General features: G+C 62.6%; 28 protein-coding genes. 13 read left to right on the forward strand and 15 right to left on the reverse strand.

Annotated features, from left to right (window positions below; translation table 11 throughout):
* Nucleotides 1-110 precede the first annotated feature (110 nt).
* Entirely contained in the window at nucleotides 111-1157 is a 1047-nt protein-coding gene (locus BM151_RS18125; RefSeq protein ID WP_090062165.1) for a TRAP transporter substrate-binding protein, read from the reverse strand.
* 165 nt (nucleotides 1158-1322) lie between these two features.
* On the opposite strand from BM151_RS18125, the gene BM151_RS18130 reads away from it, so the two are divergent.
* From BM151_RS18130 to BM151_RS18175, 10 genes are all read left to right on the forward strand, one after another.
* Nucleotides 1323-1793 carry a MarR family winged helix-turn-helix transcriptional regulator gene (locus BM151_RS18130; protein WP_090062166.1) on the forward strand — a complete coding sequence of 157 codons (471 nt, stop codon included), beginning with the start codon at nucleotides 1323-1325 and terminating at the stop codon, nucleotides 1791-1793.
* Nucleotides 1794-2035: 242 nt separating this feature from the next.
* Entirely contained in the window at nucleotides 2036-2800 is a 765-nt protein-coding gene (locus tag BM151_RS18135; RefSeq protein WP_090062167.1) for an SDR family NAD(P)-dependent oxidoreductase, read from the forward strand.
* A gap of 23 nt (nucleotides 2801-2823) precedes the next feature.
* Nucleotides 2824-3591: a crotonase/enoyl-CoA hydratase family protein gene (locus BM151_RS18140; protein WP_090062168.1), complete on the forward strand. Its 768-nt coding sequence runs from the start codon at nucleotides 2824-2826 to the stop codon at nucleotides 3589-3591.
* A 98-nt stretch (nucleotides 3592-3689) separates the two neighbouring features.
* Nucleotides 3690-4730 carry a TRAP transporter substrate-binding protein gene (locus BM151_RS18145; protein WP_245781254.1) on the forward strand — a complete coding sequence of 347 codons (1041 nt, stop codon included), beginning with the start codon at nucleotides 3690-3692 and terminating at the stop codon, nucleotides 4728-4730.
* A 3-nt stretch (nucleotides 4731-4733) separates the two neighbouring features.
* Nucleotides 4734-5273 carry a TRAP transporter small permease gene (locus BM151_RS18150; protein ID WP_090062169.1) on the forward strand — a complete coding sequence of 180 codons (540 nt, stop codon included), beginning with the start codon at nucleotides 4734-4736 and terminating at the stop codon, nucleotides 5271-5273.
* Complete coding sequence (locus BM151_RS18155; protein ID WP_090062170.1) at nucleotides 5273-6595, forward strand: TRAP transporter large permease; 1323 nt, start codon at nucleotides 5273-5275, stop codon at nucleotides 6593-6595. Before BM151_RS18150 ends, BM151_RS18155 begins: the two co-directional genes overlap by 1 nt.
* Nucleotides 6596-6610: 15 nt before the next feature.
* Nucleotides 6611-7063, forward strand: a complete 453-nt coding sequence (locus tag BM151_RS18160; RefSeq protein ID WP_090062171.1) for a MarR family winged helix-turn-helix transcriptional regulator — start codon at nucleotides 6611-6613, stop codon at nucleotides 7061-7063.
* Between the two features lie 51 nt (nucleotides 7064-7114).
* The gene (locus tag BM151_RS18165; RefSeq protein WP_090062172.1) at nucleotides 7115-8932 is read left to right on the forward strand and encodes a feruloyl-CoA synthase; all 1818 of its coding nucleotides are present in this window, start codon (nucleotides 7115-7117) and stop codon (nucleotides 8930-8932) included.
* 11 nt (nucleotides 8933-8943) lie between these two features.
* Entirely contained in the window at nucleotides 8944-9819 is an 876-nt protein-coding gene (locus BM151_RS18170) for an amidohydrolase family protein (protein WP_090062173.1), read from the forward strand.
* 222 nt (nucleotides 9820-10041) lie between these two features.
* Nucleotides 10042-11598, forward strand: a complete 1557-nt coding sequence (locus BM151_RS18175) for an acyl-CoA dehydrogenase family protein (RefSeq protein ID WP_090062174.1) — start codon at nucleotides 10042-10044, stop codon at nucleotides 11596-11598.
* Between the two features lie 16 nt (nucleotides 11599-11614).
* Here BM151_RS18175 and BM151_RS18180 read toward each other — a convergent pair whose 3' ends face one another.
* A complete protein-coding gene (locus BM151_RS18180; RefSeq protein ID WP_090062175.1) occupies nucleotides 11615-12478 on the reverse strand; it encodes a helix-turn-helix domain-containing protein in 864 nt (287 codons plus the stop codon).
* Nucleotides 12479-12566: 88 nt separating this feature from the next.
* Here BM151_RS18180 and pobA point away from each other — a divergent pair, with 88 nt between their 5' ends.
* Complete coding sequence (pobA, locus tag BM151_RS18185; RefSeq protein ID WP_090062421.1) at nucleotides 12567-13745, forward strand: 4-hydroxybenzoate 3-monooxygenase; 1179 nt, start codon at nucleotides 12567-12569, stop codon at nucleotides 13743-13745.
* Nucleotides 13746-13943: 198 nt separating this feature from the next.
* Here pobA and BM151_RS18190 read toward each other — a convergent pair whose 3' ends face one another.
* The 5 genes from BM151_RS18190 to pcaD all read right to left on the reverse strand — a co-directional run bounded on the left by BM151_RS18190 (nucleotide 13944) and on the right by pcaD (nucleotide 17589).
* Entirely contained in the window at nucleotides 13944-14999 is a 1056-nt protein-coding gene (locus tag BM151_RS18190) for a 3-carboxy-cis,cis-muconate cycloisomerase (RefSeq protein ID WP_090062176.1), read from the reverse strand.
* 69 nt (nucleotides 15000-15068) lie between these two features.
* Complete coding sequence (pcaG, locus tag BM151_RS18195; RefSeq protein WP_090062177.1) at nucleotides 15069-15674, reverse strand: protocatechuate 3,4-dioxygenase subunit alpha; 606 nt, start codon at nucleotides 15672-15674, stop codon at nucleotides 15069-15071.
* A gap of 1 nt (nucleotide 15675) precedes the next feature.
* On the reverse strand, nucleotides 15676-16416 hold the full coding sequence (gene pcaH, locus BM151_RS18200; protein WP_177213211.1) for a protocatechuate 3,4-dioxygenase subunit beta: 741 nt from the start codon (nucleotides 16414-16416) through the stop codon (nucleotides 15676-15678).
* The gene (gene pcaC / locus BM151_RS18205; protein WP_090062178.1) at nucleotides 16409-16810 is read right to left on the reverse strand and encodes a 4-carboxymuconolactone decarboxylase; all 402 of its coding nucleotides are present in this window, start codon (nucleotides 16808-16810) and stop codon (nucleotides 16409-16411) included. The genes pcaH and pcaC overlap by 8 nt, the downstream gene beginning before the upstream one ends.
* Nucleotides 16807-17589: a 3-oxoadipate enol-lactonase gene (pcaD, locus tag BM151_RS18210; protein WP_090062179.1), complete on the reverse strand. Its 783-nt coding sequence runs from the start codon at nucleotides 17587-17589 to the stop codon at nucleotides 16807-16809. Before pcaD ends, pcaC begins: the two co-directional genes overlap by 4 nt.
* Before the next feature lie 94 nt (nucleotides 17590-17683).
* Here pcaD and BM151_RS18215 point away from each other — a divergent pair, with 94 nt between their 5' ends.
* The gene (locus BM151_RS18215) at nucleotides 17684-18601 is read left to right on the forward strand and encodes a LysR substrate-binding domain-containing protein (protein WP_090062180.1); all 918 of its coding nucleotides are present in this window, start codon (nucleotides 17684-17686) and stop codon (nucleotides 18599-18601) included.
* A gap of 86 nt (nucleotides 18602-18687) precedes the next feature.
* Here the strand turns inward: BM151_RS18215 and pcaF are convergent, their stop codons facing one another.
* The 3 genes from pcaF to BM151_RS18230 are packed head-to-tail and all read right to left on the reverse strand — an operon-like array spanning nucleotide 18688 to nucleotide 21311.
* Nucleotides 18688-19887: a 3-oxoadipyl-CoA thiolase gene (pcaF, locus tag BM151_RS18220; protein ID WP_090062181.1), complete on the reverse strand. Its 1200-nt coding sequence runs from the start codon at nucleotides 19885-19887 to the stop codon at nucleotides 18688-18690.
* A gap of 12 nt (nucleotides 19888-19899) precedes the next feature.
* Nucleotides 19900-20592, reverse strand: a complete 693-nt coding sequence (locus BM151_RS18225; RefSeq protein WP_177213212.1) for a 3-oxoacid CoA-transferase subunit B — start codon at nucleotides 20590-20592, stop codon at nucleotides 19900-19902.
* Entirely contained in the window at nucleotides 20592-21311 is a 720-nt protein-coding gene (locus tag BM151_RS18230; RefSeq protein WP_090062183.1) for a 3-oxoacid CoA-transferase subunit A, read from the reverse strand. The genes BM151_RS18225 and BM151_RS18230 overlap by 1 nt, the downstream gene beginning before the upstream one ends.
* A gap of 106 nt (nucleotides 21312-21417) precedes the next feature.
* Between BM151_RS18230 and BM151_RS18235 the strand changes: the two genes are divergently transcribed.
* On the forward strand, nucleotides 21418-22176 hold the full coding sequence (locus BM151_RS18235; RefSeq protein ID WP_090062427.1) for an IclR family transcriptional regulator domain-containing protein: 759 nt from the start codon (nucleotides 21418-21420) through the stop codon (nucleotides 22174-22176).
* 12 nt (nucleotides 22177-22188) lie between these two features.
* On the opposite strand, the gene BM151_RS18240 is transcribed toward BM151_RS18235, so the two are convergent.
* From BM151_RS18240 to BM151_RS18260, 5 genes are all read right to left on the reverse strand, one after another.
* Nucleotides 22189-22782: an energy-coupling factor transporter transmembrane component T family protein gene (locus tag BM151_RS18240; RefSeq protein ID WP_090062184.1), complete on the reverse strand. Its 594-nt coding sequence runs from the start codon at nucleotides 22780-22782 to the stop codon at nucleotides 22189-22191.
* A gap of 4 nt (nucleotides 22783-22786) precedes the next feature.
* Nucleotides 22787-23458, reverse strand: coding sequence for an energy-coupling factor ABC transporter ATP-binding protein (locus tag BM151_RS18245; protein WP_090062185.1), 672 nt, complete (start codon nucleotides 23456-23458; stop codon nucleotides 22787-22789).
* A 25-nt stretch (nucleotides 23459-23483) separates the two neighbouring features.
* The gene (locus BM151_RS18250) at nucleotides 23484-24032 is read right to left on the reverse strand and encodes a biotin transporter BioY (RefSeq protein WP_090062186.1); all 549 of its coding nucleotides are present in this window, start codon (nucleotides 24030-24032) and stop codon (nucleotides 23484-23486) included.
* Nucleotides 24033-24286: 254 nt separating this feature from the next.
* On the reverse strand, nucleotides 24287-25549 hold the full coding sequence (gene arsJ / locus BM151_RS18255) for an organoarsenical effux MFS transporter ArsJ (protein ID WP_177213213.1): 1263 nt from the start codon (nucleotides 25547-25549) through the stop codon (nucleotides 24287-24289).
* Nucleotides 25549-26559, reverse strand: coding sequence for an ArsJ-associated glyceraldehyde-3-phosphate dehydrogenase (locus tag BM151_RS18260; RefSeq protein WP_090062188.1), 1011 nt, complete (start codon nucleotides 26557-26559; stop codon nucleotides 25549-25551). Before BM151_RS18260 ends, arsJ begins: the two co-directional genes overlap by 1 nt.
* Nucleotides 26560-26569 lie beyond the last annotated feature (10 nt).

A 26569-nucleotide genomic window follows, 5' to 3' on the forward strand; every position in this document is an offset into this window, starting at 1 on the left:
TGCCTCCCGGTATGGGTGCGTGTTTCGTGGGTGTATCGGGAGAGCGGCGGGTGGCCCGCCGCTCAGACTGTTGTTTGTCTTGAGCTATTCGCCTGGCTTATGCGCCAGACTTATTCACCCTGAGCTGCGGCTTCGGCGGCGCGGGCGGCTTCGACCAGCGCAGCGCCGTCGATGCCCTTGCTGGACACTTCCTCGACCCAGCGGGCCACGACCTGTTCGCCGGCGGCTTCGAATTTCGCCGCATCTTCCTCGGAGAAGGTGGTGCGGCTCACGCCGGCTGCGTCGAGCGCGGAAATCCCGGCGCCTTCGAACTCTTCCCACATGGCACCGATCTCGGCCGAGACATGGGTGGTGGAATTGTTGTCGATCACCGCTTTCAGATCGTCGGGCAGATCTTCGTAGACGTCCTTGTTCATCGCCAGCATGAAGACGGCGGTGCCGAAACGGTCGCCATTCGGCAGTTCGGCGGTGTATTTGTCGAGCTCCTGCAATTTCAGCGCCGGCACGATCTCATAGGTGGTCATGGCGCCGTCGATCACGCCCTTGGCCATGGCTTCCGGCACGGCGGGGACCGGCAGGCTCACCGGCTCGGCGCCAAGCGCTTCGATCAGCCAGGCTCCGGTGCGGGACGGCGTGCGCAGCTTCATGCCCGCGACATCCTCGAACTTGGTCACTTCCTTGTTGCCGGAATGGATCAGGTTGCCGTCATTGGAATGCAGGAACAGGATATGGATGTCCTCGAAATCCTCGGCCAGCAGATCGAGCGAGGCATTCAAGGCGATCGTCGTGTCGGTGGCGGAACCACGGTGCACGGTCGGCAGCTCAAAAACTTCGGTGCGCGGGAAGACCCCCGGGGTGTAGCCCAGAAGCGTCCAGACGATGTCGGCGGTGCCGTCGCGCACCTGGCTGTAGAGTTCACTGGGTTTGCCGCCCATGGACATCGACGGGTAGATCTGGATGTCGATCTGGCCGTCGCTCTCGGCGCGCACCTTTTCCGCCCAGGGTTCCAACATCACCTTATGGGCATTGGCCACCGGCGGCAGGAAATGATGCATGATCAGGGTGACGTCCTTGGCGAATGCGGACGTCGCGGACAGGGTTGTGGACAGGATGGTTGCCGCGGCCAGTGCGCCGAGCAATTTGGTCTTTTTGAACATGTGAGCTCCTCCGATTATCTCTGGGCGCACTCCCGTTGCGCCATATAGTGGGTATACTTACTATTGATCTGAGTCAATCTGGTAAGCATACTTATTATTGACCTGCCTCATGTGTTTGGGCATTTGGGGCGGGCGAGATGTCGCAGGGTATGGGAGAACAGCGTCATGGCGCTCGAAATTCACAACATGGCAGGGCACCTGATTCGCAGGCTGAATCAGATTTCCGCCTCGGTGTTTCAGGAGCGGATGAAGGCGCAGGGTCTGACCATGACCTCGGTGCAATTCGCCGCGATGAATGCGGTGCGTGCCCATCCCGGCATGGATCAGGCGCGGCTCGCCGGGATGATCGCCTATGACCGGGCGACGATCGGCGGCGTGGTCGACCGGCTGGAGAGCAAGGGCTTGCTGACGCGCCGGGTCTGCGAACAGGACCGCCGTGCCCGGCTGGTCTCGCTGACCGAAGCGGGCGAGGCGCTTCTGGACGAGCTGATCCCGGTGGTGCGCAGCTTTCAGGAGGACATCCTCTCCGGGCTGAGCGAGGCAGAGCGCGCGGAGTTTCTGCGCCTCGCTGCGAAAGCCGCCGATGGTGGCAATCACCTGAGCCGGGCACCGTTGATTCTCGAAAAGAAGAGCTGAGATCTCATTCGGCAGTGCAGCGAGGTCTTGGCCCCCTCAGGCCGTCATCGCTTTGAAAAAGACCCGTGCACCCCGCGCGGGTCTTTTGCTTTCCTGTGTTTTCGCGTGCTTTCGTGGCGTTTCTTGCGGGCTGCTTCGATTGCCGGCGCAATGCTGCATATGCGAGATAGGTCATCCATTTAATTGTTCATTGACATAACAATTATTCCTTTGCATGGTTTCCTCAAACGGGAGGAGATATCATGCAGATCGAAGGGTGCACCGCCGTCGTCACCGGCGCGGGCAGCGGGCTCGGGCTTGCCACCGCGACACGTCTGGCGGATCAGGGGGCGAAAGTCGCCGTGCTGGATCTCAATGGCGAGGCGGCGGCACAGGCGGCTGCCGGGTTCGGTGGCAAGGGCTATGCCTGTGATGTCAGCGATGCCAAGGTGGTCGAAGCGATCTTTGCCGAGATCGAGATGGACATGGGCGTGCCGCGCATCGTCGTCTCCTGTGCCGGGATCGGCACCGCCTCGCGCATCCTGCCGCGCGACGGCAGCCTGACCATCGACAGCTTTGCCAGGACCCTGAACGTCAATCTCTTGGGCACCTATACGGTGATGAACATCGCCGCCCGGGCCATGGCTTCGGCCGAGGCTTTGGACGCGGACGGGGCGCGCGGCGTCATCGTCAACACCGCCTCCGTCGCCTTCGAGGACGGTCAGATCGGCCAGGCGGCCTATTCCGCCTCGAAGGGCGGCGTCGCCTCGATGACCTTGCCGGCGGCGCGCGAGCTGGCGCGGTTCGGCATCCGGGTCATGGCGATTGCCCCGGGCCTCTTCGAGACCGCGATGAGCGCGGGCCTGCCGGATGATGTTCGGGCCGAGATCCTGAAATCCGTGCCGTACCCGTCGCGCATGGGCGATCCGGATGAATATGCCCGTCTGGTGCAGGCCATTGTCGAGAACCCGATGCTCAACGGCACCACCATTCGCCTCGACGCCGCCGCGCGTATGCCGATCAAGTAAGTGCAAGAAAAAAGAAGAACGAGATGACCAGTGAGATCCTGAAAATCGACATCGACGGCCCGGTGGCCACGCTGACTATGAGCCGTCCGGCGAAACGCAATGCCATGTGCGACGAGCTTCTGGAGGCGATCGACGGCTTTTTTTCCGCCCCGCCCGAAGGCGTGCGGGTGGTGATCCTCACCGGCACTGCCGGGCATTATTGCTCCGGGCTCGACCTGTCGGAACATGTCGCCCGCGACGCCGAGGGCACGATGCGCCATTCGCGCAATTGGCATCGGGTGATGGAGACGATCAAATACGGCGGCCTGCCGGTGATCTCGGCCATGTTCGGCGCGGTGATCGGCGGCGGGTTGGAGCTCGCCGCGGCGAGCCATGTGCGCATCGCCGAACCTTCGAGCATGTTCCAGCTGCCCGAGGGCATGCGCGGCATCTTCGTCGGTGGCGGCGCATCCGTTCATGTCGGGCGCATCATCGGGGCTGACCGGATGTGCGAGATGATGCTGACCGGGCGCAAGTATAATTCTGAGGAAGCTCTGGCACTGGGGCTCACCCATTACGCGGTGGGCGAGGGCGAGGCGCTGGCGCTGGCCCGCGATCTCGCCGCCAAGATCGCCAAGAATGCGCAATTGTCGAATTACATGATGATTCAGGCGATCAGCCGGATCGACGACATGTCGAAATCCGACGGGTTGTTCATGGAAAGCATGTGCGCCGCCGTGTCGCAAACCAGCAAGGATGCCGAGGAGGGGCTCAAGGCCTTTCTCGAAAAACGCGCGCCGGTCTTCAGGTAAGCAGGCGCGCGGATCGGGCGGTAGGAGGTCGTCCGGTCCCAAGAATTCCAAAGACCCGTGCAAAACGGGCGGACCGTCATGATCTGGGAGGACTATACATGACCACGATGACTCGCCGTACGGCATTGGCCAGCATGGGGGCGGCGCTTGCCACCCCGGCCTTTCTGAAAAAAGCCCACGCCGCCGAAGTCACCCTCAGGGTGGCGCATTTCCTGCCTGGTGTCGCGCCGATGCAGACGCAATTCTTCGATGTCTGGGCCAAGGAAATCTCTGACGCCTCGAATGGCGCCATCGAGATGCAGATGTTCCCGTCGATGCAACTGGGCGGCAAGCCGCCGCAGCTCGCCGATCAGGCGCGTCAGGGCATTGCCGATATCACCTGGACCCTGCCGGTCTACACGCCGGATCGTTTCCCGGTGGCGGAAACCATGGCGCTGCCCTTCATGGTGACCAATGCCGAAAAGACCTCGGTTGCGATGCACCAGCTGATGCAGGAGTTCGGACAGAACGAATACAAGGGTCTGAAACCCCTGGCGTTCCACACCCATGACGGGGGCAAGTTCCACACCCGCGGTCAGAAAATCTCCACCGCCGAGGATCTTAAGGGGCTCAAGCTGCGGGCGCCCAATCAGGCGACCGGCAAGATGCTCGAACTGATGGGGGCGGAAACCGTGTTCTTCCCGGTGACCGAAATGGTCGTGGGCCTGTCGAACGGTGTCATCGACGGCTGTTGCCTGCCCTATGAGGTGGTGCCGGCCTTCAAACTGCAGGAGCTGACCTCGGTGACCAACGAACCCGAAGCCGGCGCCCGCGGGCTCTATTGCAACACCTTCGCGCTGGTGATGAACGAGCGCAAATACGAGGGCCTCTCCGACGATCTGCGCAAGGTGATCGACGATGCCTCCGGGGCTGCGCTCTCGCAGCGTCTGGGCGCGCAATTCGACAAGTTCGAAGCCTTCGGTCGCTCCGTCGTCGAAAAGCAGGGCAACGAGATCCACACCATCCCGGCGGCCGAGATCGCCAAGTGGCGCGAGATGGCGACCCCGATCTATGACGAATGGATCGGCAAGCTGAACGATGCCGGACATGATGGCGCGGCCATCGTGGCCCGTGCCAACGAACTGCTGGACGCCGGGTGAACCATGGCCGAGGGGCGCAACATAGAGCTGGAGCAGGGGGATCATACCCCCCTGTTTCGCACCCTGCAGAAGATCTGCCTGATCTCGGCCGGTCTCGGCGGCGTCGTGATTTTTGGCGCCTCGCTCGCCGTCACCCTGTCGGTGGTGATGCGCAACATCGGGCTTGGCGGCATTCGCGGCGATTTCGAACTGGTGGAACTGGCCTGTGCGGCCTGTGCCTCGCTGTTCCTGCCTTTGTGCCAATTCAACAAGGGGCATGTGATGGTCGATCTTTTCACCCTCTGGCTCAAGCCCGTGACCCAGCGGCGTTTCGATGGGGTCTGGACCCTGATCTTTGCCGGCTGCTGGGCCTTTCTGACCTGGCGGCTCGCCGTGGGGATGGGCGAAATGCATGAGTATGGCGACCGCACCATGTTGCTGCGCGCACCGGTGTGGTGGGTCTACCTGCCGGCGATTTTCGGCGCGGGCCTCTCTGCCGTGGTCGCGGTCATTCAGGCGCTGCCGATGCTGAGCCACGCTTTCCGTGCTCTGGAGGTGAGCTGATGGAACCGCTCACAATCGCCATCATCATGGTCATCGGCCTGCTCGTGCTGATCTTCGCACGCATGCCGATCGCGCTGGGCATGGGGCTCGTCGGCGCGCTGGGCTATATCAAGCTCGCCTCGCCCTATGCGCTCATGGCCTATTTCAACACCGCCTGGGTCGACAAATTCATGTCCTACGAGCTGGCCATCGTGCCGCTCTTCATCCTGATGGGGCATTTGGCGACCCGGTCGGGGATCTCGGCGGCGATCTTTGCCGCCTCGAACGCCTGGATCGGGCATTTGCGCGGCGGTCTCGCCATGGCCTCGGTCGCGGGCTGCGCGATGTTCGGATCGATCTCCGGCTCGTCTCTCGCCACTGCCTCGACCATGGCGCGCGTCGCCCTGCCGGAGATGCGCAAGCACGGCTACTCCGGCGCGCTGGCCTCGGGTTCTCTGGCGGCAGGTGGCACTTTGGGCATTCTCATTCCGCCTTCGGTGGTGCTTATCATCTACGCGCTCCTGACCGAGCAGAATATCGTCAAACTGTTCCTGGCGGCGACCATCCCCGGCATCTTGGCCGTGATCGGTTTCTGTATTGCCATCGCGGTCTATGTCCGGCTCTACCCGAACGAAGGCCCGACTCATGATCCGGCGCCGTTCAGCCAGCGCCTGAAAGCCTTGAAAGACATCTGGCATATCGTGGTGATCTTCGTCGTGGTGCTGGGCGGCATCTATGGCGGCTTCTTCACACCCGCGGAGGGGGCCTCCGTCGGTGTGATCCTGATGCTCGTCGCCGGGCTTTTGACCAGAGGGCTCAATGCCCGCACCATCCTCGATTGCCTGATCGACACGGCGGGCTCGACGGCAATGATCTTTGCCATCGTCTTTGGCGCCGATATTTTCAACGTCGCGCTTGCCCTCTCGCGCATGCCCTCCGAGGTTGCCGCCTATTTCGCCACGGCCAATGTCGCACCGATCGTGGTTCTGGGCGGGATCATCGTCTTTTACCTGATCATGGGGTGTCTCATGGACAGCCTGTCGATGATCCTTCTGACCGTGCCGGTGTTCTTTCCGACCATCATGGCGCTGGATTTCGGGTTGATGCCGGAACAGCAGGCGATGTGGTTCGGGATCATCTCGCTCGTGGTGGTGGAAATGGGGCTGATCACGCCCCCCGTCGGCATGAACCTTTTTGTCATCTCCTCGATGGCCAAGGACATCCCGACGAGCCAGATCTTCCGCGGCACCACGCCCTTCATCATCGCGGAGTTCTTCCGGATTGCTATTCTGGTGAGTTTCCCGGTGTTGAGCTATTGGCTGGTCGATCTGGTCGCCAATTGAGGAAGGGGAAAGCCGATGAAAAAGCCGCTCGAAACCAAAGAGATCACCGACAGGAACCTGCGCCAGTTCGTGGGCTACAACATGAAGCGCGCCTTTCTGGCGGTGCGCGAGGATCTCGCCCAGCACCTCGAGGCGCTCGGGCTCAGGATGACCTCCTTCTCGGCCCTGGCGGTGATCATCGAGAACCCCGACATCTCCCAGAGCCGCCTCGCCGAAGCGCTCAAGATCGAGCGCTCCGGCGTGGTGGTGCTGGTGGATGAGTTGGAAAGCGCCGACCTGATCGAACGCGGCCGGGTCGAAGGCGACCGCCGGCAATATGCGCTCAGGGCCACCCCGGCGGGTGAGGCGCGCTGGCAAGCCGCGGAAAAGGCGGTGCAGGCGCATGAGGACGGGATTTTTGCCGCTTTGACGGCAGAGGAACGCAGGACCCTGAAAGCCCTGTTGGGCCGGGTCCGACGGGCGACATAGCCCGTACAAGCATATCGGCGCGAAGGAGACGCGCTGTCATGGGAGGAACGCATGAAAGATCTGACAACGGGGCTGACGCTGGCACCGCATTCGGTAAGGCTGGAGCGCAATGGCGCAGAGGAGATGATCCTCACCTCGACCCTGCCGCTCGACCCGGTGGTCGAGCACACCGGAATCTGGCTGGAGAAATGGGCCGCCCTGCGCCCCGATGTGACCTATCTCGCCGAACGCTCCGGCGAGGGTTGGCGTGAGCTGGGCTATGGTGAAGTGCTCGAGCGGGTAAAAGCCATCGCCAGCGCTTTGGCCGCGCGCGGTCTCGATCATTCGACGCCCATTCTGATCATGTCCGGCAATTCCGTCGATCACGCGCTCCTGTCCTTTGGTGCGCAATGGGCCGGCGTGCCCACCGTGCCGCTGGCAGAGCAATATTCGCTCATCGAAGAGGCACATTTCCGCCTGCAATACGCGATTAACAAGACCCGGCCGAAGATGGCCTTTGTCGACAATGCGGCGCGCTATGCCAAGGCGCTGGCGCTCGCCGATCTCGACGGTATCGAAATCGTGGCCTCTCTCCCGGAGGGCGCGCCACGCCCCGTGACGCCTTTTGCCGAGCTCCTGAAAGGTGACCGGGGCGTGGACCTGGATGCGGTGCATGCCGGGGTCGGTCCCGACACGCTGGCGAAGATCCTCTTCACCTCCGGCTCCTCGTCGGACCCCAAGGGCGTGATGACCACCCAGCGGATGATGTGTGCCAATCAGTCGATGATGTCCTCGGTCCTGCCCTTCATGAAGGAGCGCCCGCAGCGTATCGTCGACTGGTTGCCCTGGAACCACGTGTTCGGCGGCTCGCACAATGTCAACATGATGCTGATGCACGGCGGCTCCTTCTATATCGACAATGGCAAGCCGACGAAGGCGCTGTTCGGGCAGACGGTCGAGAATGTCACCGCCATGCCCGGCACCGCCGCCTTCAACGTGCCGGTTGGCTTTTCCATGCTGGTGCATGAGATGGAGCACAATCTGGCGCTGCGCGAGGCCTATTTCAAAGATCTCGACATGCTGTTCTACGCCGGGGCGTCCTTGCCACAGGACGTCTGGACGCGGCTCGAGGAAATGGCCATCGAGGTGCGGGGCAAACTGCCCCTGATGATCTCGAGCTGGGGCCTGACCGAGACCGCGCCGGCCAATGTGATGGTGCACGAACCGATCGGGCGCTCCGGCGTGATCGGCGTGCCGCTTCCCGGCTCCGAGGTCAAATTGATCCCCGATGCCGAGATGCGCTGCGAGATCCGCGTGCGCGGGCCCAATGTCATGCCGGGCTATCTCAATGACCCGGAAAAGACCGCCGAGGCCTTCGATGAAGACGGGTTCTTCATCACCGGCGATGCGGTGAAATTCCTCGATGCCGACGATCCGAACCGTGGTCTCGTCTTCGATGGCCGTGTCTCCGAGGATTTCAAACTCCTGACCGGCACCTGGGTGCAGGCCGGCAAGCTGCGGCTCGATGCTCTGGAAGCGCTGCGGGGGCTCGTGCTCGATGTCGTCATCTGCGGCCATGACCGCGGCGAGATCGGCCTCTTCGTCTTCCCGCGCCCGGATCATGTCCATGGCGACAACTCCTCCGAAGGGGCGGTGATTGACGAGCATCTTCAGGCCGAGATCCATCACGTCCTGCGCAAGATGGCCCGCGCCGCCTCCGGCTCCGCCAAGCGCATTGCGCGGGCGATCATTCTCTCTGAGCCGCCCTCGGTGAAAGACGGTGAGATCACCGACAAGGGGTCCTTGAACACCCGCAAAGTCATCACCCGCCGCGCCGATCTTTTGGAACGTCTCTACGACAACGAAGACCCGGCGCTCATCCGCGTATAAGGAATTGAAATATGGTAGATTTTTCCAGCGTTCGCGCGATTGATTTTCACACCCATGCCGAGGAGGCCTGTGGCTGTCACGACGATGACGGCTACGACGATCTGCAGGCCTCGATGGCCAAGTATTTCGGCGCGCCGTGGAACCACCCGCCCACGATAGATCAGACCGCCGCGCATTACCGCGAGATGAACATCGCCGCGGTGATCTTTCCGGTCGATGCTGAGCGTGAGACCGGCTATCGCCGTTACAACAATTACGAGGTGGCGGAGGCCTGCGCCCAACATTCGGACATCCTCATTCCGTTTGCCTCGATCGATCCGGCCAAGGGCAAGCTGGGCGCCCGCGAGGCCCGCGACCTGGTGGAAAACCATGGCATCCAGGGCTTCAAATTCCACCCGACCATGCAGGGTTTCTACCCCAATGATCGTGACGCTTACGTGCTTTATGAGGCGATCGCCGAAAGCGGCAAACCGGCGCTGTTCCACACCGGGCAGACCGGGGTCGGTTCAGGCATGCCCGGCGGCAATGGTATGCGGCTGAAATACTCCAACCCGATGTATATCGACGATGTGGCCGTGGACTTTCCCGAGATGCCGATCATCCTCGCCCACCCGTCCTTCCCGTGGCAGGAAGAGGCGCTGAGCGTGGCGACGCACAAGCCCAATGTCTATATCGACCTGTCGGGCTGGTCGCCGAAATATTTCCCGCCCATTCTGGTGCGCTATGCCAATACGATGCTCCGCAAAAAGATGCTCTTCGGCTCCGACTGGCCGATGATCGCGCCGGAGAAGTGGCTCGATGCCTTTGACAAAGCCGAGTTCCGCGACGAGGTACGCCCGCTCATCCTCAAGGAAAACGCCATGCGGCTCTTGGGTGTCTCCGAATGACCCCGTTTTCGACGAGAGCGCGCTCGCCGGCCCGTAGGGTGGCGACGCAACGCGTATTCAGTGCGCTTTATGGTAGCCAAATTCGCGCGACTTTTGTTTGAAGCGCATCACCAGAAAATCGCCAGCCCGGTCGTGCTGGAAGCACGCCTCCGGCATGACACGGGCAGGCGATCGCGCGGCGGCCTTTGGCCTTGTCCCGCGCGGAAGTTCAAGAGGTGTAACATGACCCCGTTCAAAGCCCCCGTTGATGACATCCTCTTCTGCCTGCGCGAGGTTGCGGGCGCCGACCGCTTGCCGGATTGGGACGCGGAGATGGCCGAGGGCATTCTCGAGCATTTCGCCGGTTTCGCCGAAGGCGTCATCGCGCCTTTGGATGAGCCTGGCGATGCCCAGGGCTGTGCGCTCCAGGACGGTCGCGTCACTATGCCCGATGGGTCCAAACCCGCCTTCGATCAGCTCGCCGAAGGCGGCTGGCAGGGGCTCACTGCGCCCGAGGACTTCGGTGGAATGGGCCAGAACGCGCTTTTGGCCGCCGGTGTCTCGGAGATCTTTTCCGGCGCCAACCACGCCATGCAGATGGTCTGCAACCTCGTGCCCGGCGCCATTTCGACGCTGATGAAATTCGGCACGGAGGCACAAAAACAGTATTGGATTCCGCGTCTTGCGGCGGGTGAAACGCTCTCCACCATGTGCCTGACCGAACCGGGCGCGGGATCCGATCTCTCTCGCATCCGCACCAAGGCCACCCGCGAGGGGGATCAATGGCGGATCGAGGGGGAGAAAATCTTCATCTCCGGCGGCGATCAGGACATGTCCGAGGACATCCTGCATCTGGTCCTGGCCCGCACCGGCGCGCCGGAAGACGGGATCAAAGGTCTGTCGCTGTTCCTCTGTGCGTCCGACATCAATGGGGCGCGCAACGCGGTCACCGTGACCCGGATCGAGGAGAAACTCGGCCTGCACGCTTCGCCCACCTGTCAGCTTGCTTTCGACCGGGCGCAAGCCGAACTGATCGGCGAAGAGGGCGCCGGTCTCCTGGCGATGTTCACCATGATGAACCACGCGCGCCTCGACGTCTCGTTGCAAGGCGTCGCGCATGCCTCTCGCGCGCATCAGATCGCCGCCGCCTATGCCGCCGAGCGCAAACAGGGGCGCAAGCCCGACGGCACCGAGGCCATGCTGGCCGATCACCCGGATGTGCGGCGCATGTTGGATGAGCAGCGCAGTCTCGCATTGGGCGCCCGCGCCATGACCTATCTGACCTTTGTCGAGCTGGCGCTTGGCGAGAACCGCGCGCTGGTCGATTTCCTGACGCCGATCTGCAAGGTCTTCTGCACCGAGGCCGGGATCAGATCCGCCGATCTCGGCATTCAGGTGTTGGGCGGCTATGGCTATCTCACGGAATACCGCGTGTCCCAGACCTGGCGCGATGCCCGCATCACCTCGATCTACGAAGGCGCTAATGGCATTCATGCCGTGGCCATCGCCACCCGTGGACTGCGCAGTGCTGACGGTCCGGAGGCCTTCGCTACACTGGTGACCGAGCTGGCTGGGGGCGATGCGTCCTGTCTAGATCTTCTGTCGCACTGGCAGGAGGCGCGTGCGGGCATGGTTGAGGCGGCGCTGGAAAAATCCCATGATTTCATGGCGCTGACCGCAGAGCTTCTGTTTCAGGCGGTCTGGTGCCGTTTGGCCGTGACGGGAGAGGCCGAGTTGATACGATTGGCCAAATCCGTGGCGCGCCGCCCCTTGCCGGTGCGTCTGCCGCTGCTGGCTTAGAACCGGGCGAGCTGGGCTAGGTCTCGCCGGCGCCCTCTCCCGAGACCCTTGCGCGATAGGCGCTCGGGGTCTCGCCCGTGCGTTTTCGAAACCGGCGCGAGAAATACGGCGGGTCGGCAAAGCCCAGCCGATAGCCGACCTCGGCCACCGACAGGCGCGTGAACGCAAGATGGCGACAGGCCTCGGTCATCACCGCCACTTCCAGATAGCTCGAGAGCGTCATCCCGGTCTGGCCCCGCACGATACGATTGAGATGGCCCGCGGTCATATGCAGCGCCTGCGCATATTGGGTTGCAGTCCAGCCCTCCGCCAGATGATCGGCGATCAGGGCATCGAGCCGCTGCATTTGTCGGTTCGGGTCCTGCGCCGTCGTCGGCTCTTCCGTCTCTTCGGCCAATGTAACCAGGAGCGCATGCGACAGCGCCACCAGCCGCTGTGTGCGAAATGTGCCAGACATGTCATGGAAATGTGCAAGTGGTGCAAGCAGGCCGGAGCCTGTCGCAGACAGCATGCCGTGATGAGCGCGGGCGAGCCAGGCGGTGAGCGCCGGGGTCTGAGGCCCGAGCCTCTGGATCACCGGCGAGGGCAGGGACAGCACGCTGCCCTCGGTGCCCAGCTCAAAGCCGAACCCGTGCACGATTTTCGGCGGAACATAGAGAAATTCTCCGCTTTTCAGCGCCATGTCCCGCCCGTCCAGCGTCACCTCGGCATGACCCTGTTCGATATGAAACAGCTGTGCCATCTGGTGATGCCGATGCGGCGAAATCCGCCAGCCATGGAGCCGTGCCCGGTCGAAGATCCGCTCGCAATGCACCACATCCGGAAAAGCGCTGGTCTCGCCAAAGAGGTTGAAAACGGGAATGGGGTTGGTCTCATTCATGCCGGAAAAGTACCATTATTTGCCGGGCGGGTCCATTCTGATCCGTATGGGCTGCGCGTATTCTCCTGTCAAAATGGAGGAAACGCATATGACCACTCTCAAGACGCAAGTCGCCATCATCGGCGGCGGCCCTTCGGGACTTCTGCTGTCGCAGCTGCTGAACAAGGCGGGCATCGAGACCGTCATTCTCGAACGCGCGACCCGCGACCACGTGTTGTCGCGCATCCGGGCCGGCATTCTCGAATGGGGCACGGTGGATCTGCTGCGCGAGGCCGGTGTCGGCGCCCGGATGGACGCGGAGGGCATCCCGCATGACGGCTGTTACCTCACCGATGACGAGCTGATGGTGCATGTGGATTTCAAGGAACTCACCGGCAAACAGGTCATGGTCTATGGCCAGACCGAGGTCACGCGTGATCTCTACACCGCGCAGGATGGCATGGGCACGACAGTGCTGCACGAGGTCTCGGATGTGGAAATCTGCGATCTTGATCAGCCGACCTCCTCTGTCACCTTCACCCATGAGGGCGCGCGCAAAAAGCTTGAATGTCTCTATGTTGCCGGCTGCGACGGGTTCCATGGCGTCTCTCGCAAGACCATTCCGGAAGAGAAACGCCGCGAATTCGAACGGGTCTACCCGTTTGGCTGGCTTGGTATCCTGTCGGAAACCCCGCCGGTCAATGACGAGCTGATCTATTCGAACTCGCGCCACGGTTTCGCGCTCGCCTCAATGCGCAACGAGAATCTCGTGCGCTATTACGTGCAGGTGCCGCTTTCGGACAAGGTCGAGGATTGGTCGGATCAACGCTTCTGGGATGAATTCTCCCGCCGCATTCCGTCGGATGCCGCCAGCCGCCTGATCACCGGGCCATCGATTGAGAAATCCATCGCGCCGCTCAGGAGCTTTGTCTCCGAGCCGCTGCGCTGGGGCAATCTCTTCCTCGTCGGCGACAGCGCGCATATCGTGCCGCCGACCGGCGCCAAGGGGCTGAACCTCGCCGCCTCCGACGTGTACTATCTCTACACTGCGCTGATCGACGCCGTGACCGGTGGAACCAAGAGCGGGATCGAGGAATATTCCGCCCGCGCGCTGGAACGGATCTGGAAAGCCATGCGGTTCAGCTGGCAGATGACCACCATGTTGCACCGCTTCGATGGCGAGGATGCCTTTGCCGAACAGATGCGCAAGGCGACGCTCAACCATCTCGCCACCTCGGAAACCGCGCGCCGCGATCTGGCCGAGAATTACATCGGCCTGCCGTTCTGAGAGGCGCGTGACCTTTGATTTGAAAGTCGAAGGGGCGGAGAGCGGGATGGAGGAGATATGCATCTCTTTCGCGCTCCGCCCCCAATGCGCCAGCCCGCCGGAACGGGTCGGCGCAGGCGCGGCGGCCTTTGGCCTTGTTCCGCGCCGGAAGCGTGCCTCGCCAGTATCTGATGCCTTGGGTTAAAGGGGCATTCTAGGCTATTGGGCGCGTCCCAATCTCTCAATGTTCTGAACCAGTTCGATGGCCATGGCGAGCGAGCGCCCCGTGGCCATCAACATTTGCGGCAGCACCATCCATTCGAGCGACCAGGCCGCGCCGGAGCGTTCCTGTTCATGCACGAGGGCATGATGCATGGCGCTCACTTGCGTGGCGTTGTAGCGCGCCAGGGTCACCAGAAGCTCGGCAGACACCGGGTTCTGTTTATGCGGCATGGCCGAGGACCCGCCGGCGCCGGAAATCGCGACCTCTTCAATGCCTTGCTGCGCCATCAGCACGATATCCTGACCCATTTTGCCCAAAGATCCGGTGATCAGCGACAGGAATGAGGCATAGCCGGCGATGCCGTGGCGCATCGTATGCCAGGCCTTGTCGGTGGGCGCGAGATCGAGCGCCTTCGCCACCTCGGCGACCACCGCACCGGCCTTGTCACCCAGCGCCTTGCGGTCGCCCGACGCGCCGCCAATTTGCACCTTTTCAACATCGGCCCGTTTCTGGTCGAGCGTTTTGAGATGATCCGCAAGAGGCAGGCGCCAGGTCAGAAGCCGATCCCGCACGGTCATTTCCGTTGCCGCCTGCATCCGGGTGCGGCCCATCAGCGGGGCATCACCGAACTGTTCTTCGAGCGCCTTGAGATAGGTCTCCAGCTCCATCAACCGCCCGGCAATCAGGAAAGACGCCTCGCGCAGGGTGAGCACCAGCGCCGTGTCCACCACGTCTTGCGAGGTTGCGCCCTTGTGCACGGCGTCCGCCGGGGCGATGGCTTTGAGTTGCTTGACCAAACGCGGGATCGGCACACCGTCCTGCGCCATGCCCGCAGCAATATCGGCCAGATCGATCTCGGCACTTTCGATGGCTTTTGCGGCTTCTTCCGCCGTTGTCGCATCGAACAATCCGGCCTTGCCACAGGCGCGTGACCAAGCGGCCTCAAAACCCAGCATATGCGACATCTGCCGCTCGGGCGACAGCACCTCGGCCATTCCCGGATCGCCAAAGAGACCGGACAGCCAGGGATGGGTGAAAACGGAGTGGCTCATCGGTTTTGTCCTCTTGAACGCGAAAAGGGGCGGTCGCTGCCGCCCCTTATAATCGCTTTTGGTCACGTCTTACAGATCGAGAAACACCGTCTCATCTTGGCCCTGCAGGCGGATGTCGAAACGGTATTTGCCTCCGCTGGTCTTCTTTGCGATCAGCGTATTGACGCGCGGGCGTTGCTCGATCCGCTTCAGGAGCGGATCGTCATCGTTGTCCTCATCTTCGAAATAGATCCGGGTGTTGAGGCCGATGTTGATGCCACGCGCCACGACCCAGAGCGAGATATACGGGGCGCTTTCCACGCCACCACGGCCCTTGTAAGAGCCCGGTTTGACGGTGCGCAGCGTGAATTCCCCGCTTTCGGCATCGGCGGCAAAGCGGCAATGACCGGTAAAGGCCGGATCTGCGCCCTCGCTGCCCGGAAAGACGCCAGCCGCATCGCATTGCCAGCTCTCGATGAGCGCGTCGCGCATCGCCCAGCCGGTGCCATCGAACACCGAACCGGTGATCTCGATGATCTCGCCTTTGGCGTTGCTCTCATCAAGGAACGGCGTGGTGCCGATCTCTTCCTCGTAATAGCCGCCATTGCCGGCGTAGGTCGGCATGAGGCCGATGTGGACATAGGGGCCGGCGGTCTGGGACGGGGTTTCTTGCAAGGTATCGAGTTTCTGGACCATCTCACATGCCCTCCAGCTTGTTCTCGAACATGGTCTGGCGGCGGCCGCGCAGCACGATGTCGAATTTATAGGCGAGGAAGTCGAGCGGGCGCGATCTGGAGAAATCGAGCGGCGCGACCAGACGGTCGAGCTGGCTGCGATCCTTGATCGTCGCGGCGATCGGGCAATGATCGATCAGCGGATCGCCTTCGAAATACATCTGGGTGATCAGACGCTGGCCGAAGCTGTGACCATAGACCGAGATATGGATGTGCATCGGACGCCAGTCATTGGCGCGGTTCGGCCAGGGGTAGGCGCCGGGACGCACGGTCAGGAATTCGTAAGAACCGTTTTCATCGGTGATCGTGCGTCCGCAACCGCCAAAGTTGGGGTCCAGAGGCGCGAAATAGGTGTCCTTCTTGTGGCGATACCGCCCGCCGGCATTGGCCTGCCAGATCTCGATCAGCGTGTTCGGTACCGGGCGACCCATTTCGTCCAGAACCCGACCATGCATCAGGATGCGCTCTCCGACGGCGGGGGCCGCGCCCTTGGTCCAGTTCAGGATCAGGTTGTTGTCCAAGGCCCCCAATTTGTTGTGACCGAAAGTCGGGCCGGTCTCCTCCGACGGCGAGCTTTCCATCGACAGAAGCGGCAGGTTCGGCGAGCGCGACACGCTCGTCTTGTAGTCCGGGTCGTAGGGCACGGGATGAATCGCGCGGTTGCGCGGGATCAGTGGCCCCTGATCAAGGATCAGCTCAGTCATGGTTGGTCTCCTCCATTTCCGCGTAGGTCTGTTTGGCGAGCTTCAGCGCGTGATTGGCCTTGGGCACACCGGCGTAGATCGCCACATGCTGCAGCGCCTCAGCAATATCGTCCTTTGACGCACCCGTGCGCAGGGTGGCACGGATATGCATCGGAATTTCCTCGAAATTTCCGGTCGCGGCCAGAAGCGCGATGGTCAGCATCGAGCGCTCGCGCCGGGTGATCTTGTCCGACGACCAGACCGTGCCCCAGGCGCCCTCGGTGATGAGAGTCTGGAAGGGCAGGTCGAACTTACTCTTGGCCGCCTCGGCGCGGTCGACATGGGCATCGCCCAGAACCTCGCGCCGGGTCTTCATGCCCTGATCGAATTTTTCGCTCACGTTTTTCCCGGTCATGCCGCGATCCTTTCCACGAATTTCATCACGGCCTCGGTAAAGGCCTCGGGCGCCTCTATGGCGGGCAGGTGCCCGGTGTCTTCGAACATCACCAGATCGGCGCGCGGGAGCGCCCGGGCCAAGGCTTCGACCACCTCGGGCGGGGTCGCCAGATCGTGTTTGCCGGCCAAGACCAGCGCCGGTTGGGTGATCTCGGGCAGGCGATCAGAAATATCGGTGCCGGCAATCGCGGCACAGGTGGCGATATAGCCTTCCTGATCGGTGCGGGCCAAAAGCGTGCGCCAGAGCGCGGCATTCGGGTTTGCGAGCATCTTCGGCCCGAACCAGCGCGGCAGCACGCCCCCGGCCATCGCCGCCATGCCGGTCTCGCGAATGGCGGCGATCCGGGCGTGCCAGCCATCTGCCGGGCCGAGTTTCGGCGCGGTGTTGGACAGCACCAGACCGGTGACGCGCTCCGGCGCCATCAGCGCCACATGCTGCGCGATCAGACCGCCGATGGAACAGCCAATGAGAATGGCATTTGCGGGCCCCGCCTCATCCATCGCCGCGATCACGTCTTCGGCCAGCTCCGGGATTCCATAGCCCTCAGGCGCGGTTTCCGACAAGCCGTGACCGCGCTTGTCCATGCGCAGCGTGACCCAACTTGGCGGCAGGTGGCCACAGACCTCGTCCCACATCCGAAGATCGGTTCCCAAGGAGTTGATGAACACAAGAGCGGGGCCGGTGCCGCCCTTGTGGTGCAGATGCATGGTGCCCCAGTCGCGTTTCAGTGCGTGCATGGAATCCTCTTCCCTTTTGCTCAGATTGCCATAATTGTTTTCCCCTTAAAAATACAATATGACGTCATTGATATAACCAAATGGATATGAGTGAATGGCGCTGCCCAATGGTCTGAAACTTCGTCATCTCGAGGCCTTTCTCGCCGTTGCCGAGGCCGGCACGATTTCGGCCGCCGCCAGAGCGCGGCATGTCTCGCAACCGGCGCTGTCGAAGACCATTGCCGAGCTGGAGACCCAGCTGGGCACGCCTTTGTTCGATCGTTTGGGGCGTCGGGTGGTGCTGACCCCGGCGGGAGAGGGGTTTCGCCGCCATGCGCTCGCCTCCTTGCAAAGCCTCGAGGCCGGGGTGCGCGCACTCACCGGTGGCGGCCGCCTGGATGTGGTCAAGGTCGGCGTGCTGCCGACCGTGGCGAGCGGGCTGTTTCCCTCCGTGGCGCTGGAATTTTCGGAGCTCAGGCCGGATGCCCGCATCGCCGTGATCACCGGGCCGAACCGCTACCTGATCGAGCGGATGCGCTCGGGCGGCTTGGATCTCGTGGTCGGGCGGATGGCGCCGGCACGCGAGATGGCCGGGCTGTCCTTTGAGTATCTCTATGACGAGACCGTCTATCTGGTGGCGCGCAGGGATCATCCGGGGCTGGGTCTTTCGCCGGTCGAGGCGCTCAGGCGCTACCCGGTGATCCTGCCCAATCCCGGCTCGATCATTCGCCAGCAGGTGATGCAATATCTGATTGCCTCGGGGCTTGATGAAAGTGTGAACGTGCGGTTCGAGACCGTGGCGCGGCCCGTCGGCCTGCCTTTGGTGGAGCGCTCAGACATGCTCTGGTTCATCTCGCGCGGCGTCGTTGAACGCGAGCTTGCCGAGGGGCGGATCGCGACCTTGGATCTCGGTGTCGATTACCTCACCGGCGCGGTGGGGCTGACCCGGAAATTCGATTTCACCCGCGACAGCCCGGCGGATTTTCTCGCCAGCCTGTTGCATCGGCGGGCGAAGGATTTCTCCGCCCGCTGAGTGCCTTCAAATGAGGGCTGTGCCTGCCGAGGGGCAGGCGGGCGCCGCCCGGCGTTGCCGCCGGGCGGCAGGTCTGGGAGTGCGCGTTACACCGCTTCGAGGGCAATCGCGATGCCCTGACCGACGCCGATGCACATGGTCGAGAGCGACTTTTCACCGGGTTTCAGCTCCAACATCGCCGTGCCGGTGATCCGGGCGCCGGACATGCCCAGCGGGTGACCGATCGAGATCGCGCCACCGTTCGGGTTCACACGCGGGTCGTCATCGGCAATGCCGAGATCGCGCAGCGTCGCGAGGCCTTGCGAGGCGAAGGCCTCATTCAGTTCGATCACCGTGAAGTCTTCCTGTTTGAGACCCAGACGTGCCATCAGTTTCTTCGAGGCGGGCGCCGGTCCAAAGCCCATGATCCGTGGCGCGACACCGGCGGCGGCCCCGCCCAGCACCTTGGCAATCGGGGTGAGCCCGTGCTTTTCGGCGGCTTCCTTGGAGGCAAGGATCAGCGCCGCGGCGCCATCGTTGACGCCCGAGGAATTACCCGCGGTGATCGTGCCATCTGCCTTGACGAAGGTCTTGAGCTTGGCCAGGGCCTCGATGGTCGTGGACGGGCGCGGGTGCTCATCCTCGGAGACCACGATGGGATCGCCCTTGCGCTGCGGAATGGTCACCGGGGTGATTTCTTTCGCCAGACGACCGTTCTCCATCGCCGCGCCCGCCTTTTGTTGCGAGCGCAGGGCAAACAGGTCCTGATCCTCGCGCGAGATGTTGAAATCCTCCGCGACGTTCTCGGCGGTCTCCGGCATGGAATCGACGCCGTATTGCGCTTTCATCAGCTTGTTGACGAAGCGCCAGCCAATCGTGGTGTCATAGATGGCATTGGTACGGGTGAAGGCGGTTTCCGCCTTCGGCATCACGAAGGGGGCGCGGGACATGCTCTCGACGCCACCGGCGACGATCAGATCGGCTTCACCGGCCTTGATCGCGCGGGCGCCGGCGATGATGGCATCCATGCCTGAGCCGCAGAGCCGGTTCATCGTCGTGCCCGACACGGTCTCTGGATAGCCCGCCAGCAGCAGCGACATGCGCGCGACGTTGCGGTTGTCTTCGCCGGCCTGGTTGGCACAGCCAAAGATCACGTCATCGATCGCCGCGAGATCCATCGACGGGTTGCGCTCCGCCAGAGCTTTCAACGGGATCGCGCCGAGATCATCGGCCCGGACGGAAGACAGTGCGCCGCCGTAACGGCCCACGGGGGTGCGGATATAGTCGCAGATATAGACGTCGGTCATCACAGGTCCTCCTTACAAATCTTGCGGAACAATCAGGTCAAGAACGTCGCCGTCGGTGTGGAGCGTCGCGCCCGTCACCGCTTGCAGTTCTTCCATGGAAATCTGCGGCAGTTTTTCGCGCAGAATGAATTTGCCGCCTTCGATGTCGATCACCGCGAGCGATGTGTAGACACGGGTCACACAGCCGACGCCGGTCAAAGGGAAGGTGCAGGTTTCGACCAGTTTCGGCTGGCCTTTCTTGGTGACGTGATCGGTGACCACGGCGACGCGTTTGGCGCCATGCACCAGATCCATTGCGCCGCCCACGGCTGGGACACCTTTGGAGCCCACGCGCCAGTTCGCCAGATCGCCGTTTTGCGCGATCTGATAGGCGCCCAGCACGGCGAGATCGAGATGCCCGCCGCGGACCATGGAAAAACTGTCGGCATGGTGAAAGAACGACGCGCCCGGGTTGAGCGTGATCGCCTTTTTCCCGGCGTTGATCAGATCCCAGTCCTCTTCGCCCTCGGCAGGCGCCTTGCCGAAGCCCAGCACACCATTTTCGGTGTGATAGGTAACATCGCGGCCCTCGGGTTGGAACTTGGCGATCATCTCGGGAAAGCCGATACCGAGGTTCACATAAGAGCCGTCTTCGATATCCTGCGCGGCGCGCCAGGCGATCTGGGCGTTGGAGAGCTGATCTTCGAGAATGTTGAAATCGGACATCAGTAGACCACTCCCGTGCGCACCAGCACTTCTTCTTGTTGCGGTTCAGAGACTTCGACGATCGCGTCGACGAAAATGCCGGGGGTGATCACCTGTTGCGGATCAATGCTGCCCGGTGCGCCCAGCTCGGACACTTGCGCGATGGTCTTGGTGGCGGCCATGGCCATCAGCGGATTGAAGTTCCGGCCCGCCATGCGATAGGTCATGTTGCCGACCGTGTCGCCCATCTGGCCCTTGATCAGCGCGTAATCGGCCTTGAGCCAGCTTTCACGCACATACATCTTTCCATCGAATTCCTCGGTCGGCTTGCCCTCCGCAAGTTCGGTGCCGAAGGACGTTGGTGTGTAAAACGCCGGGATGCCGGCGCCACGGGCGCGGATGCGCTCGGCCAGCGTGCCCTGCGGCACCAGCTCGAGCTCGATCTCGCCGGCGAGGAATTTCTCGTTGAAGGCTTCGGCATTCGAGGACCGCGGGAAGGAACAGATCATCTTCTTGACCATGCCCGCCTTGATCATCGCGGCGATGCCGATATAGCCATTGCCGGCATTGTTGTTGATCACGGTGATGTTCTTCGGGCTGCCGGTGGCGCGGAACCGGTCAATGAGCGCGTGAATGAGTTCGATCGGCGCGCCGGAGCCGCCAAAGCCACCGATCATGACCTGTGCGCCATCGGGGATCTCCGCGACCGCCTCGGCCACGGTAGAGATGGTTTTATCCATGAGTCTCTCCTTATGATTGCTCCTGATGTAGACCTCAGGACCGGAGAGGCGAAGGTGTTTTGTGCGCATGTTGACATTTGTTCGGATCTCGACAAATCTCGTGCGCATGACGAACAAATCTTCTGATACGATCTCCTCTCTGGCGAAAGGGCTGCGGGTGCTCGAATGTTTCGGGGCGAAAACCCCGAAGCTCTCGATCACCGATGTCTCGAAAATGACCGGGCTCGACCGCGCCACCGCGCGGCGCTGTCTGTTGACGCTGCATGCCGAGGGCTATGCCGATTACGATGGCAAATTCTTCACTCTGACACCGCGCACGCTGCGGCTCGGCATGGGGGCGATCTCGTCCCTGCCGCTGCCACAGATCGTTCAGCCCTGGCTCGACCAGCTCACCGAACAGATCGGCCAGAGCTGTTCCGTGTCCATTCTCGACGGCACCGAGATCGTCTATCTCGCCCGTGCGGCGCAGAAACGCGTCATGTCGATCGGGCTGATGCCCGGCTCGCGCCTGCCGGCGCATTGCACCTCGATGGGGCGGGTCCTCTTGGCGGCGCTGCCCGAGGACGAGGCGCGGGCCATTGTCGAGGCCTCGGATCTCTCGCCGCGCACCCGGTTCAGCGTCACCGAGCCGGACGAGGTGATGAAACGCCTCGAAGAGGTGCGCAGCCAGGGCTATGCGATCATCGATCAGGAGGTGGAAATCGGTCTGCGCTCCATCGCCGTGCCGCTGGTGGACGGGCGCGGTGCGGTGGTGGCCGCGCTCAACACCGGCATGGCCGCGACACAGGACAAGGTGGAGGCATTGGTGCCGATCTACCTGCCGCGCCTGTTGAACGTGCAATCGGGGCTGCGCCGGGTGTTGTGACGCGGCGAGCGCTCAGTCCAGGGATCTGGCCTCGATCGCTTCGGCGATCTCGTCGGCGGATTTGAGCACGCGCACCACCAGCGGGGCGACGAGGGCCAAAAGGCTGCGTTCGATGCCGCGGGCGCGCTGGGCCTCGCGCACCTCTTCGAACTGATCGCGGATCATCGGGATGAAGCGCCACACCAGCGAGATCGCCAGCGCGATCTTGTCCTTCGGCAGCCATTTGGGGGCACGGGACAGGAGCGCCAGAATGCCGTCGGTGAACTCGCTTGCCTTGGTCGTATAGGTCACCAGAGCGGCGGCCATCAAAAGCGCGATGAGACGCAGCGTGACGAATGCGGCCATGGCGAGATCTTCGAGCCAGAGCTGGGCCGCAAAGATGATCACGAGCACATAGAGCGCCGGGCGGACGGCATCGAAAGCATGGCGCGGGCGCAACCCGGCGATGCCGTAGCCAAGCGCGATGAGCAACAGCCCAAGCCCGAGCATCAGCGAATGCGACACCACGAACAGGGCCGTGCAATAGAGAAACAACAGCGCGAGCTTCCAGGCCGGGCGCATCCGGTGCAATGCACTCGCGCCGGGAATATAGAGATCGCTCAGCATCGGCTCAGCCCTTTGCCCGGGCGAGACAGCGGTCCCGATAGGCCGGGATCACCTCGGATGGCGTACCATCGGCAAAGACCGTCCCGCCCTCGATATGCAGGATGCGGTCGAACCCCATCAGCAGCTCAAGATCATGGGAGACCATGACGGCGGGCTGGGGCAGGGCGGCGAGCATATCCATGAAGCGCAGCTTGTTGGGCAGGTCCAACAGCGTGGTCGGCTCGTCGAACACGATGAGATCGGGCCGGGTGACCAGCACGCCCGCCAGCGCCACCATCTGCTTCTCGCCGCCCGAGAGCTGATGCGTCAGGCGGGCGCGCAGATGGGCGATCGACAGGGTCTCCAGAACCTCGTCGATCCGGGTCTGGATTTCGGCTTTCGAGAGCTTGCGGGACTTGAGGCCAAAGGCCAGATCTTCCTCGACCATCGGATAGACGATCTGATTGTCCGGGTTCTGGAACACGAAACCGACATGGCGGCGCAGATCGTCCCCCCAGCCTTCGGCCCGGATCGTGCCGGAGGTCGGTTTTTGCAGGCCGTTGAACAGCCGCAGGAAAGTGCTCTTGCCGGAGCCGTTCTCACCGATCACGCCGATCCGTTTCTCGGTGAGGCTGAGGCTGATCTCCGACAGGATCCGGCGACTGCCTTTGGTGACGCAAACCCTGTCGAAAATCATAGTCTTGGTGTCCTTCGTGCAGGCCTCAGGCGGCCTGACCGATGATCGGGTAGGATTTCTTCACCGTGACCATCACGGCGGCCGCGATCAGCGCCTTGACGATGTCGCCGGGGATGAAGGTGACGGAGCCCATGAAAGCTTTCGAGAGCGGCACGTCCGCCATCAGCGAAATGCCCGGGATGCCCAATGCATACATCACGACGATGCCGCCGGCGACACAAATCAGCGTGGCAGAGACAAAGGACAGCCCGTCCCAGAACTTCTCGGTCATCCAGCCGATGGTGAAAGCGGCGGCGACCCAGCCGGCGAGGAAACCTGCGGTCGGGCCGAAGAAGACCGAGAGACCGCCGCGCCCGCCCGACAGGAGCGGCAGGCCGATGGCGACGAGCACCAGAAGCAGAATGATCGACAGCGCGCCACGCTTGGCGCCAAGGATGCCACCGGCGAGCATGATGCCGAGAGATTGTGCGGTGATCGGCACCGGCAGAAGCGGCAGGGTCACCGGCGGAAATACCGCCATGACGGCGGTCAGGGCGGCGAAAAGGGCGATAAGAACGATGTCGCGCGTGGTCATATCAGAGTGTCCTCTGTGCAGGGGATGCCGGATTGACCGGCGTTCATTGGTTATGACGCCGAGTGATAGCCATGCCGCTGCCTTGCGGTAAACCCCTTTTTTGGGACAGGGGCGAGTCCGGGAGAATGTTCTTTGCAAACCCGCAAGGAGACTATGCAACGTTCCGGGGATGTTGCGGATGTTGCAAAGAATTGCGCGAATTCTCCCGTAAAATCAGACCTTTTGGTCAGGAATACCACCGCTGCTTGCGCGGCTCAGCTCTGCAATCTGCGGGCCGAGAGGAAGCTCAGCCCCGCCATCACACCCGCCGTCGCGAGGCAGAGCGGCAAGCCCCCCGCCTGATAGGACAGGCCCGACAGAAGCGTGCCCAGAAGCCGCCCTGCCGCATTGGCCATGTAGTAGAAGCCGACATCCATCGTCACCCGCTCGTCGCCCGAGAAGGCGAGGATCAGGTAGGAATGCACCGAGGAGTTGACGGCAAAGACAAAGCCGAAGAGCAACAGCCCGGCCACCAGCGCCAGTGTCAGCCAGAGCACCGGTGCCCCGGCGATCAGCGCCAGCGCGGCAAGCACAAAGGGGATCGGGGTCAGCAGGCCCACCCAGCGCACCGCCATCTGTGCACCGGCGGACTCATCGCCCGCTGCGCCCCTGAGAAACCGTGGCGCGATACCCTGAACGAAACCGTAGCCAATGATCCAGAGCGCCATGAAGGCACCGACGATGAAAAACGCCTGTCGCGCGCCCTCGGGCGTGCCGTCGGAGAAGATCGCCTTGAAATAGATCGGGATGCCGACCACGAACCACACGTCACGGGCGCCGAACAGGAACATGCGGGCCAGCGACAATTGGTTGATCCGGCGGTCCTTCGACCAGATCGCGGAGATCTTCGTGCCCTTCTTGCCGGTCGGCAGGCCTTTCGGCATGAAAATCGCGACCGCGACGAGGATCGCGGCAAGGGCGATGGCCATGCCCCAGACCGCCGCCTTGAACCCTGCGAGCGCCAGAAGCGCCGCACCGAGGAAAAAGCCGAAACCCTTCACCGCGTTTTTCGACCCGGTGAGCACGGCGACCCATTTGAACAGGCTGCCGTCGCCCTTGGGTGCGAGGATCTTGACCGCCGATTTCGATGACATCTTGGCCAGATCCTTGGCCACACCAGAAGCGCCCTGGACCGCCATGACATAGAGCACGGAGGCCGGTACAGACCAGGCCGGATCGAGCCCGGCCAAGGCGGCCAGCGCGCCGATCTGGATCAGCAAGCCGGCGTAAAGCGTCGAAGTCAGGCCGAAGCGCGCTGCCAGCCAGCCTGCCGAGAGGTTGGTGACCACGCCGGCGATCTCATAGAACAGGAACAGGTAGGCGAGCTGGATCGGTGAAAACCCCAGCCCGTTGAAATGCAGCAGCACCAGCATCCGCAGCCCGCCATCGCAGAGCATGAAGGCCCAATAGGCCGCCGTCACCGCCATATAGGCGCGCATCGGATTGTGGGCCTGATCTGCCGGCGCTGTCGATGGCATCACATGGACCCCGCGACCATGCGGGCGATATCCGCCAGACGGCAGGCATAGCCCCATTCATTGTCATACCAGGCGTAGATCTTCACCTGCGTGCCGTTGATCACCATGGTCGATTGCGCATCGACGATGGAGCTGCGGCTGTCGTTGACATAGTCGGTCGACACCAGGGGCCGGGTCTCATAGCCGAGAATGCCGTCGAGGTCACCTTCGGAAGCGGCTTGAAAGAGCGCGTTGACCTCGTCCGCCGTGGTTTCGCGCTCCACTTCAAAGACGCAATCGGTGATCGAGGCGTTCAACAGCGGCACCCGCACCGCATGGCCATTGAGACGGCCCTTCAGTTCCGGGTAGATCAGCGTGATCGCCGTGGCAGACCCCGTCGTGGTCGGAATGAGGTTCATCGACGCGGCGCGGGCCCGGCGCATGTCCTTGGCCGGACGGTCGACGATGGTCTGGGTGTTGGTCACGTCATGGATCGTGGTGATCGAGCCGTGTTTGATGCCGAGAGCTTCGTGGATCACCTTGACCACCGGCGCGAGACAGTTGGTGGTACAGGAGGCCGCCGTCACCAGATCGTGCGTGGCCGGATCGTAAAGATCGCTGTTCACCCCGTAGACCAGATTGAGCGCGCCTTCTTCTTTCACCGGGGCCGAGACCACGACCTTTTTCACCCCGGCCGCGTAATAGGGCGCGATGCGCTCCTTGGTCTTGAAATAGCCGGTGCAGTCGATCACCAGATCGACGCCCAGTTCCGAGAGCGGCAGATCCTCGATCTTCGCCTTGCGGGTCAGCATCATATGCGTGCCATTCACCGTGAGACTGTCGGCGTCATGGGAAATCTCGCCATCCCAATGCCCGTGCACCGAGTCGAATTCCAGCAAGAGCGCATGCTGTTCCGGATCGCCGGCCAGATCGTTGAGCAGGACGATATGTTCGCCGAGCCCCCGGTCGAACAGGTCTCTGAGGGCAAGCTTGCCGATGCGGCCGAGGCCATTGAGCGCGATTTTGGGCATGGGGATGTCC

The organism is Celeribacter neptunius (assembly GCF_900113955.1).
Taxonomy (GTDB): Bacteria; Pseudomonadota; Alphaproteobacteria; order Rhodobacterales; family Rhodobacteraceae; genus Celeribacter; species Celeribacter neptunius.

Coding starts and splice junctions, on each gene's coding strand:
- BM151_RS18190 (WP_090062176.1), bottom strand. CDS start 14,999: ATGAGCCACTCCGTTTTCACCCATCCCTGGCTGTCCGGTCTCTTTGGC.
- BM151_RS18130 (WP_090062166.1), top strand. CDS start 1,323: ATGGCGCTCGAAATTCACAACATGGCAGGGCACCTGATTCGCAGGCTG.
- BM151_RS18145 (WP_245781254.1), top strand. CDS start 3,690: ATGACCACGATGACTCGCCGTACGGCATTGGCCAGCATGGGGGCGGCG.
- BM151_RS18225 (WP_177213212.1), bottom strand. CDS start 20,592: ATGTCCGATTTCAACATTCTCGAAGATCAGCTCTCCAACGCCCAGATC.
- pcaG (WP_090062177.1), bottom strand. CDS start 15,674: ATGGTCCAGAAACTCGATACCTTGCAAGAAACCCCGTCCCAGACCGCC.
- BM151_RS18170 (WP_090062173.1), top strand. CDS start 8,944: ATGGTAGATTTTTCCAGCGTTCGCGCGATTGATTTTCACACCCATGCC.
- BM151_RS18230 (WP_090062183.1), bottom strand. CDS start 21,311: ATGGATAAAACCATCTCTACCGTGGCCGAGGCGGTCGCGGAGATCCCC.
- BM151_RS18135 (WP_090062167.1), top strand. CDS start 2,036: ATGCAGATCGAAGGGTGCACCGCCGTCGTCACCGGCGCGGGCAGCGGG.
- BM151_RS18175 (WP_090062174.1), top strand. CDS start 10,042: ATGACCCCGTTCAAAGCCCCCGTTGATGACATCCTCTTCTGCCTGCGC.
- pcaD (WP_090062179.1), bottom strand. CDS start 17,589: ATGCACGCACTGAAACGCGACTGGGGCACCATGCATCTGCACCACAAG.
- BM151_RS18160 (WP_090062171.1), top strand. CDS start 6,611: ATGAAAAAGCCGCTCGAAACCAAAGAGATCACCGACAGGAACCTGCGC.
- BM151_RS18155 (WP_090062170.1), top strand. CDS start 5,273: ATGGAACCGCTCACAATCGCCATCATCATGGTCATCGGCCTGCTCGTG.
- BM151_RS18180 (WP_090062175.1), bottom strand. CDS start 12,478: ATGAATGAGACCAACCCCATTCCCGTTTTCAACCTCTTTGGCGAGACC.
- BM151_RS18250 (WP_090062186.1), bottom strand. CDS start 24,032: ATGACCACGCGCGACATCGTTCTTATCGCCCTTTTCGCCGCCCTGACC.
- pobA (WP_090062421.1), top strand. CDS start 12,567: ATGACCACTCTCAAGACGCAAGTCGCCATCATCGGCGGCGGCCCTTCG.
- pcaC (WP_090062178.1), bottom strand. CDS start 16,810: ATGACCGGGAAAAACGTGAGCGAAAAATTCGATCAGGGCATGAAGACC.
- BM151_RS18140 (WP_090062168.1), top strand. CDS start 2,824: ATGACCAGTGAGATCCTGAAAATCGACATCGACGGCCCGGTGGCCACG.
- BM151_RS18235 (WP_090062427.1), top strand. CDS start 21,418: ATGACGAACAAATCTTCTGATACGATCTCCTCTCTGGCGAAAGGGCTG.
- BM151_RS18125 (WP_090062165.1), bottom strand. CDS start 1,157: ATGTTCAAAAAGACCAAATTGCTCGGCGCACTGGCCGCGGCAACCATC.
- arsJ (WP_177213213.1), bottom strand. CDS start 25,549: ATGCCATCGACAGCGCCGGCAGATCAGGCCCACAATCCGATGCGCGCC.
- BM151_RS18240 (WP_090062184.1), bottom strand. CDS start 22,782: ATGCTGAGCGATCTCTATATTCCCGGCGCGAGTGCATTGCACCGGATG.
- BM151_RS18260 (WP_090062188.1), bottom strand. CDS start 26,559: ATGCCCAAAATCGCGCTCAATGGCCTCGGCCGCATCGGCAAGCTTGCC.
- pcaH (WP_177213211.1), bottom strand. CDS start 16,416: ATGACTGAGCTGATCCTTGATCAGGGGCCACTGATCCCGCGCAACCGC.
- pcaF (WP_090062181.1), bottom strand. CDS start 19,887: ATGACCGACGTCTATATCTGCGACTATATCCGCACCCCCGTGGGCCGT.
- BM151_RS18245 (WP_090062185.1), bottom strand. CDS start 23,458: ATGATTTTCGACAGGGTTTGCGTCACCAAAGGCAGTCGCCGGATCCTG.
- BM151_RS18165 (WP_090062172.1), top strand. CDS start 7,115: ATGAAAGATCTGACAACGGGGCTGACGCTGGCACCGCATTCGGTAAGG.
- BM151_RS18215 (WP_090062180.1), top strand. CDS start 17,684: ATGGCGCTGCCCAATGGTCTGAAACTTCGTCATCTCGAGGCCTTTCTC.
- BM151_RS18150 (WP_090062169.1), top strand. CDS start 4,734: ATGGCCGAGGGGCGCAACATAGAGCTGGAGCAGGGGGATCATACCCCC.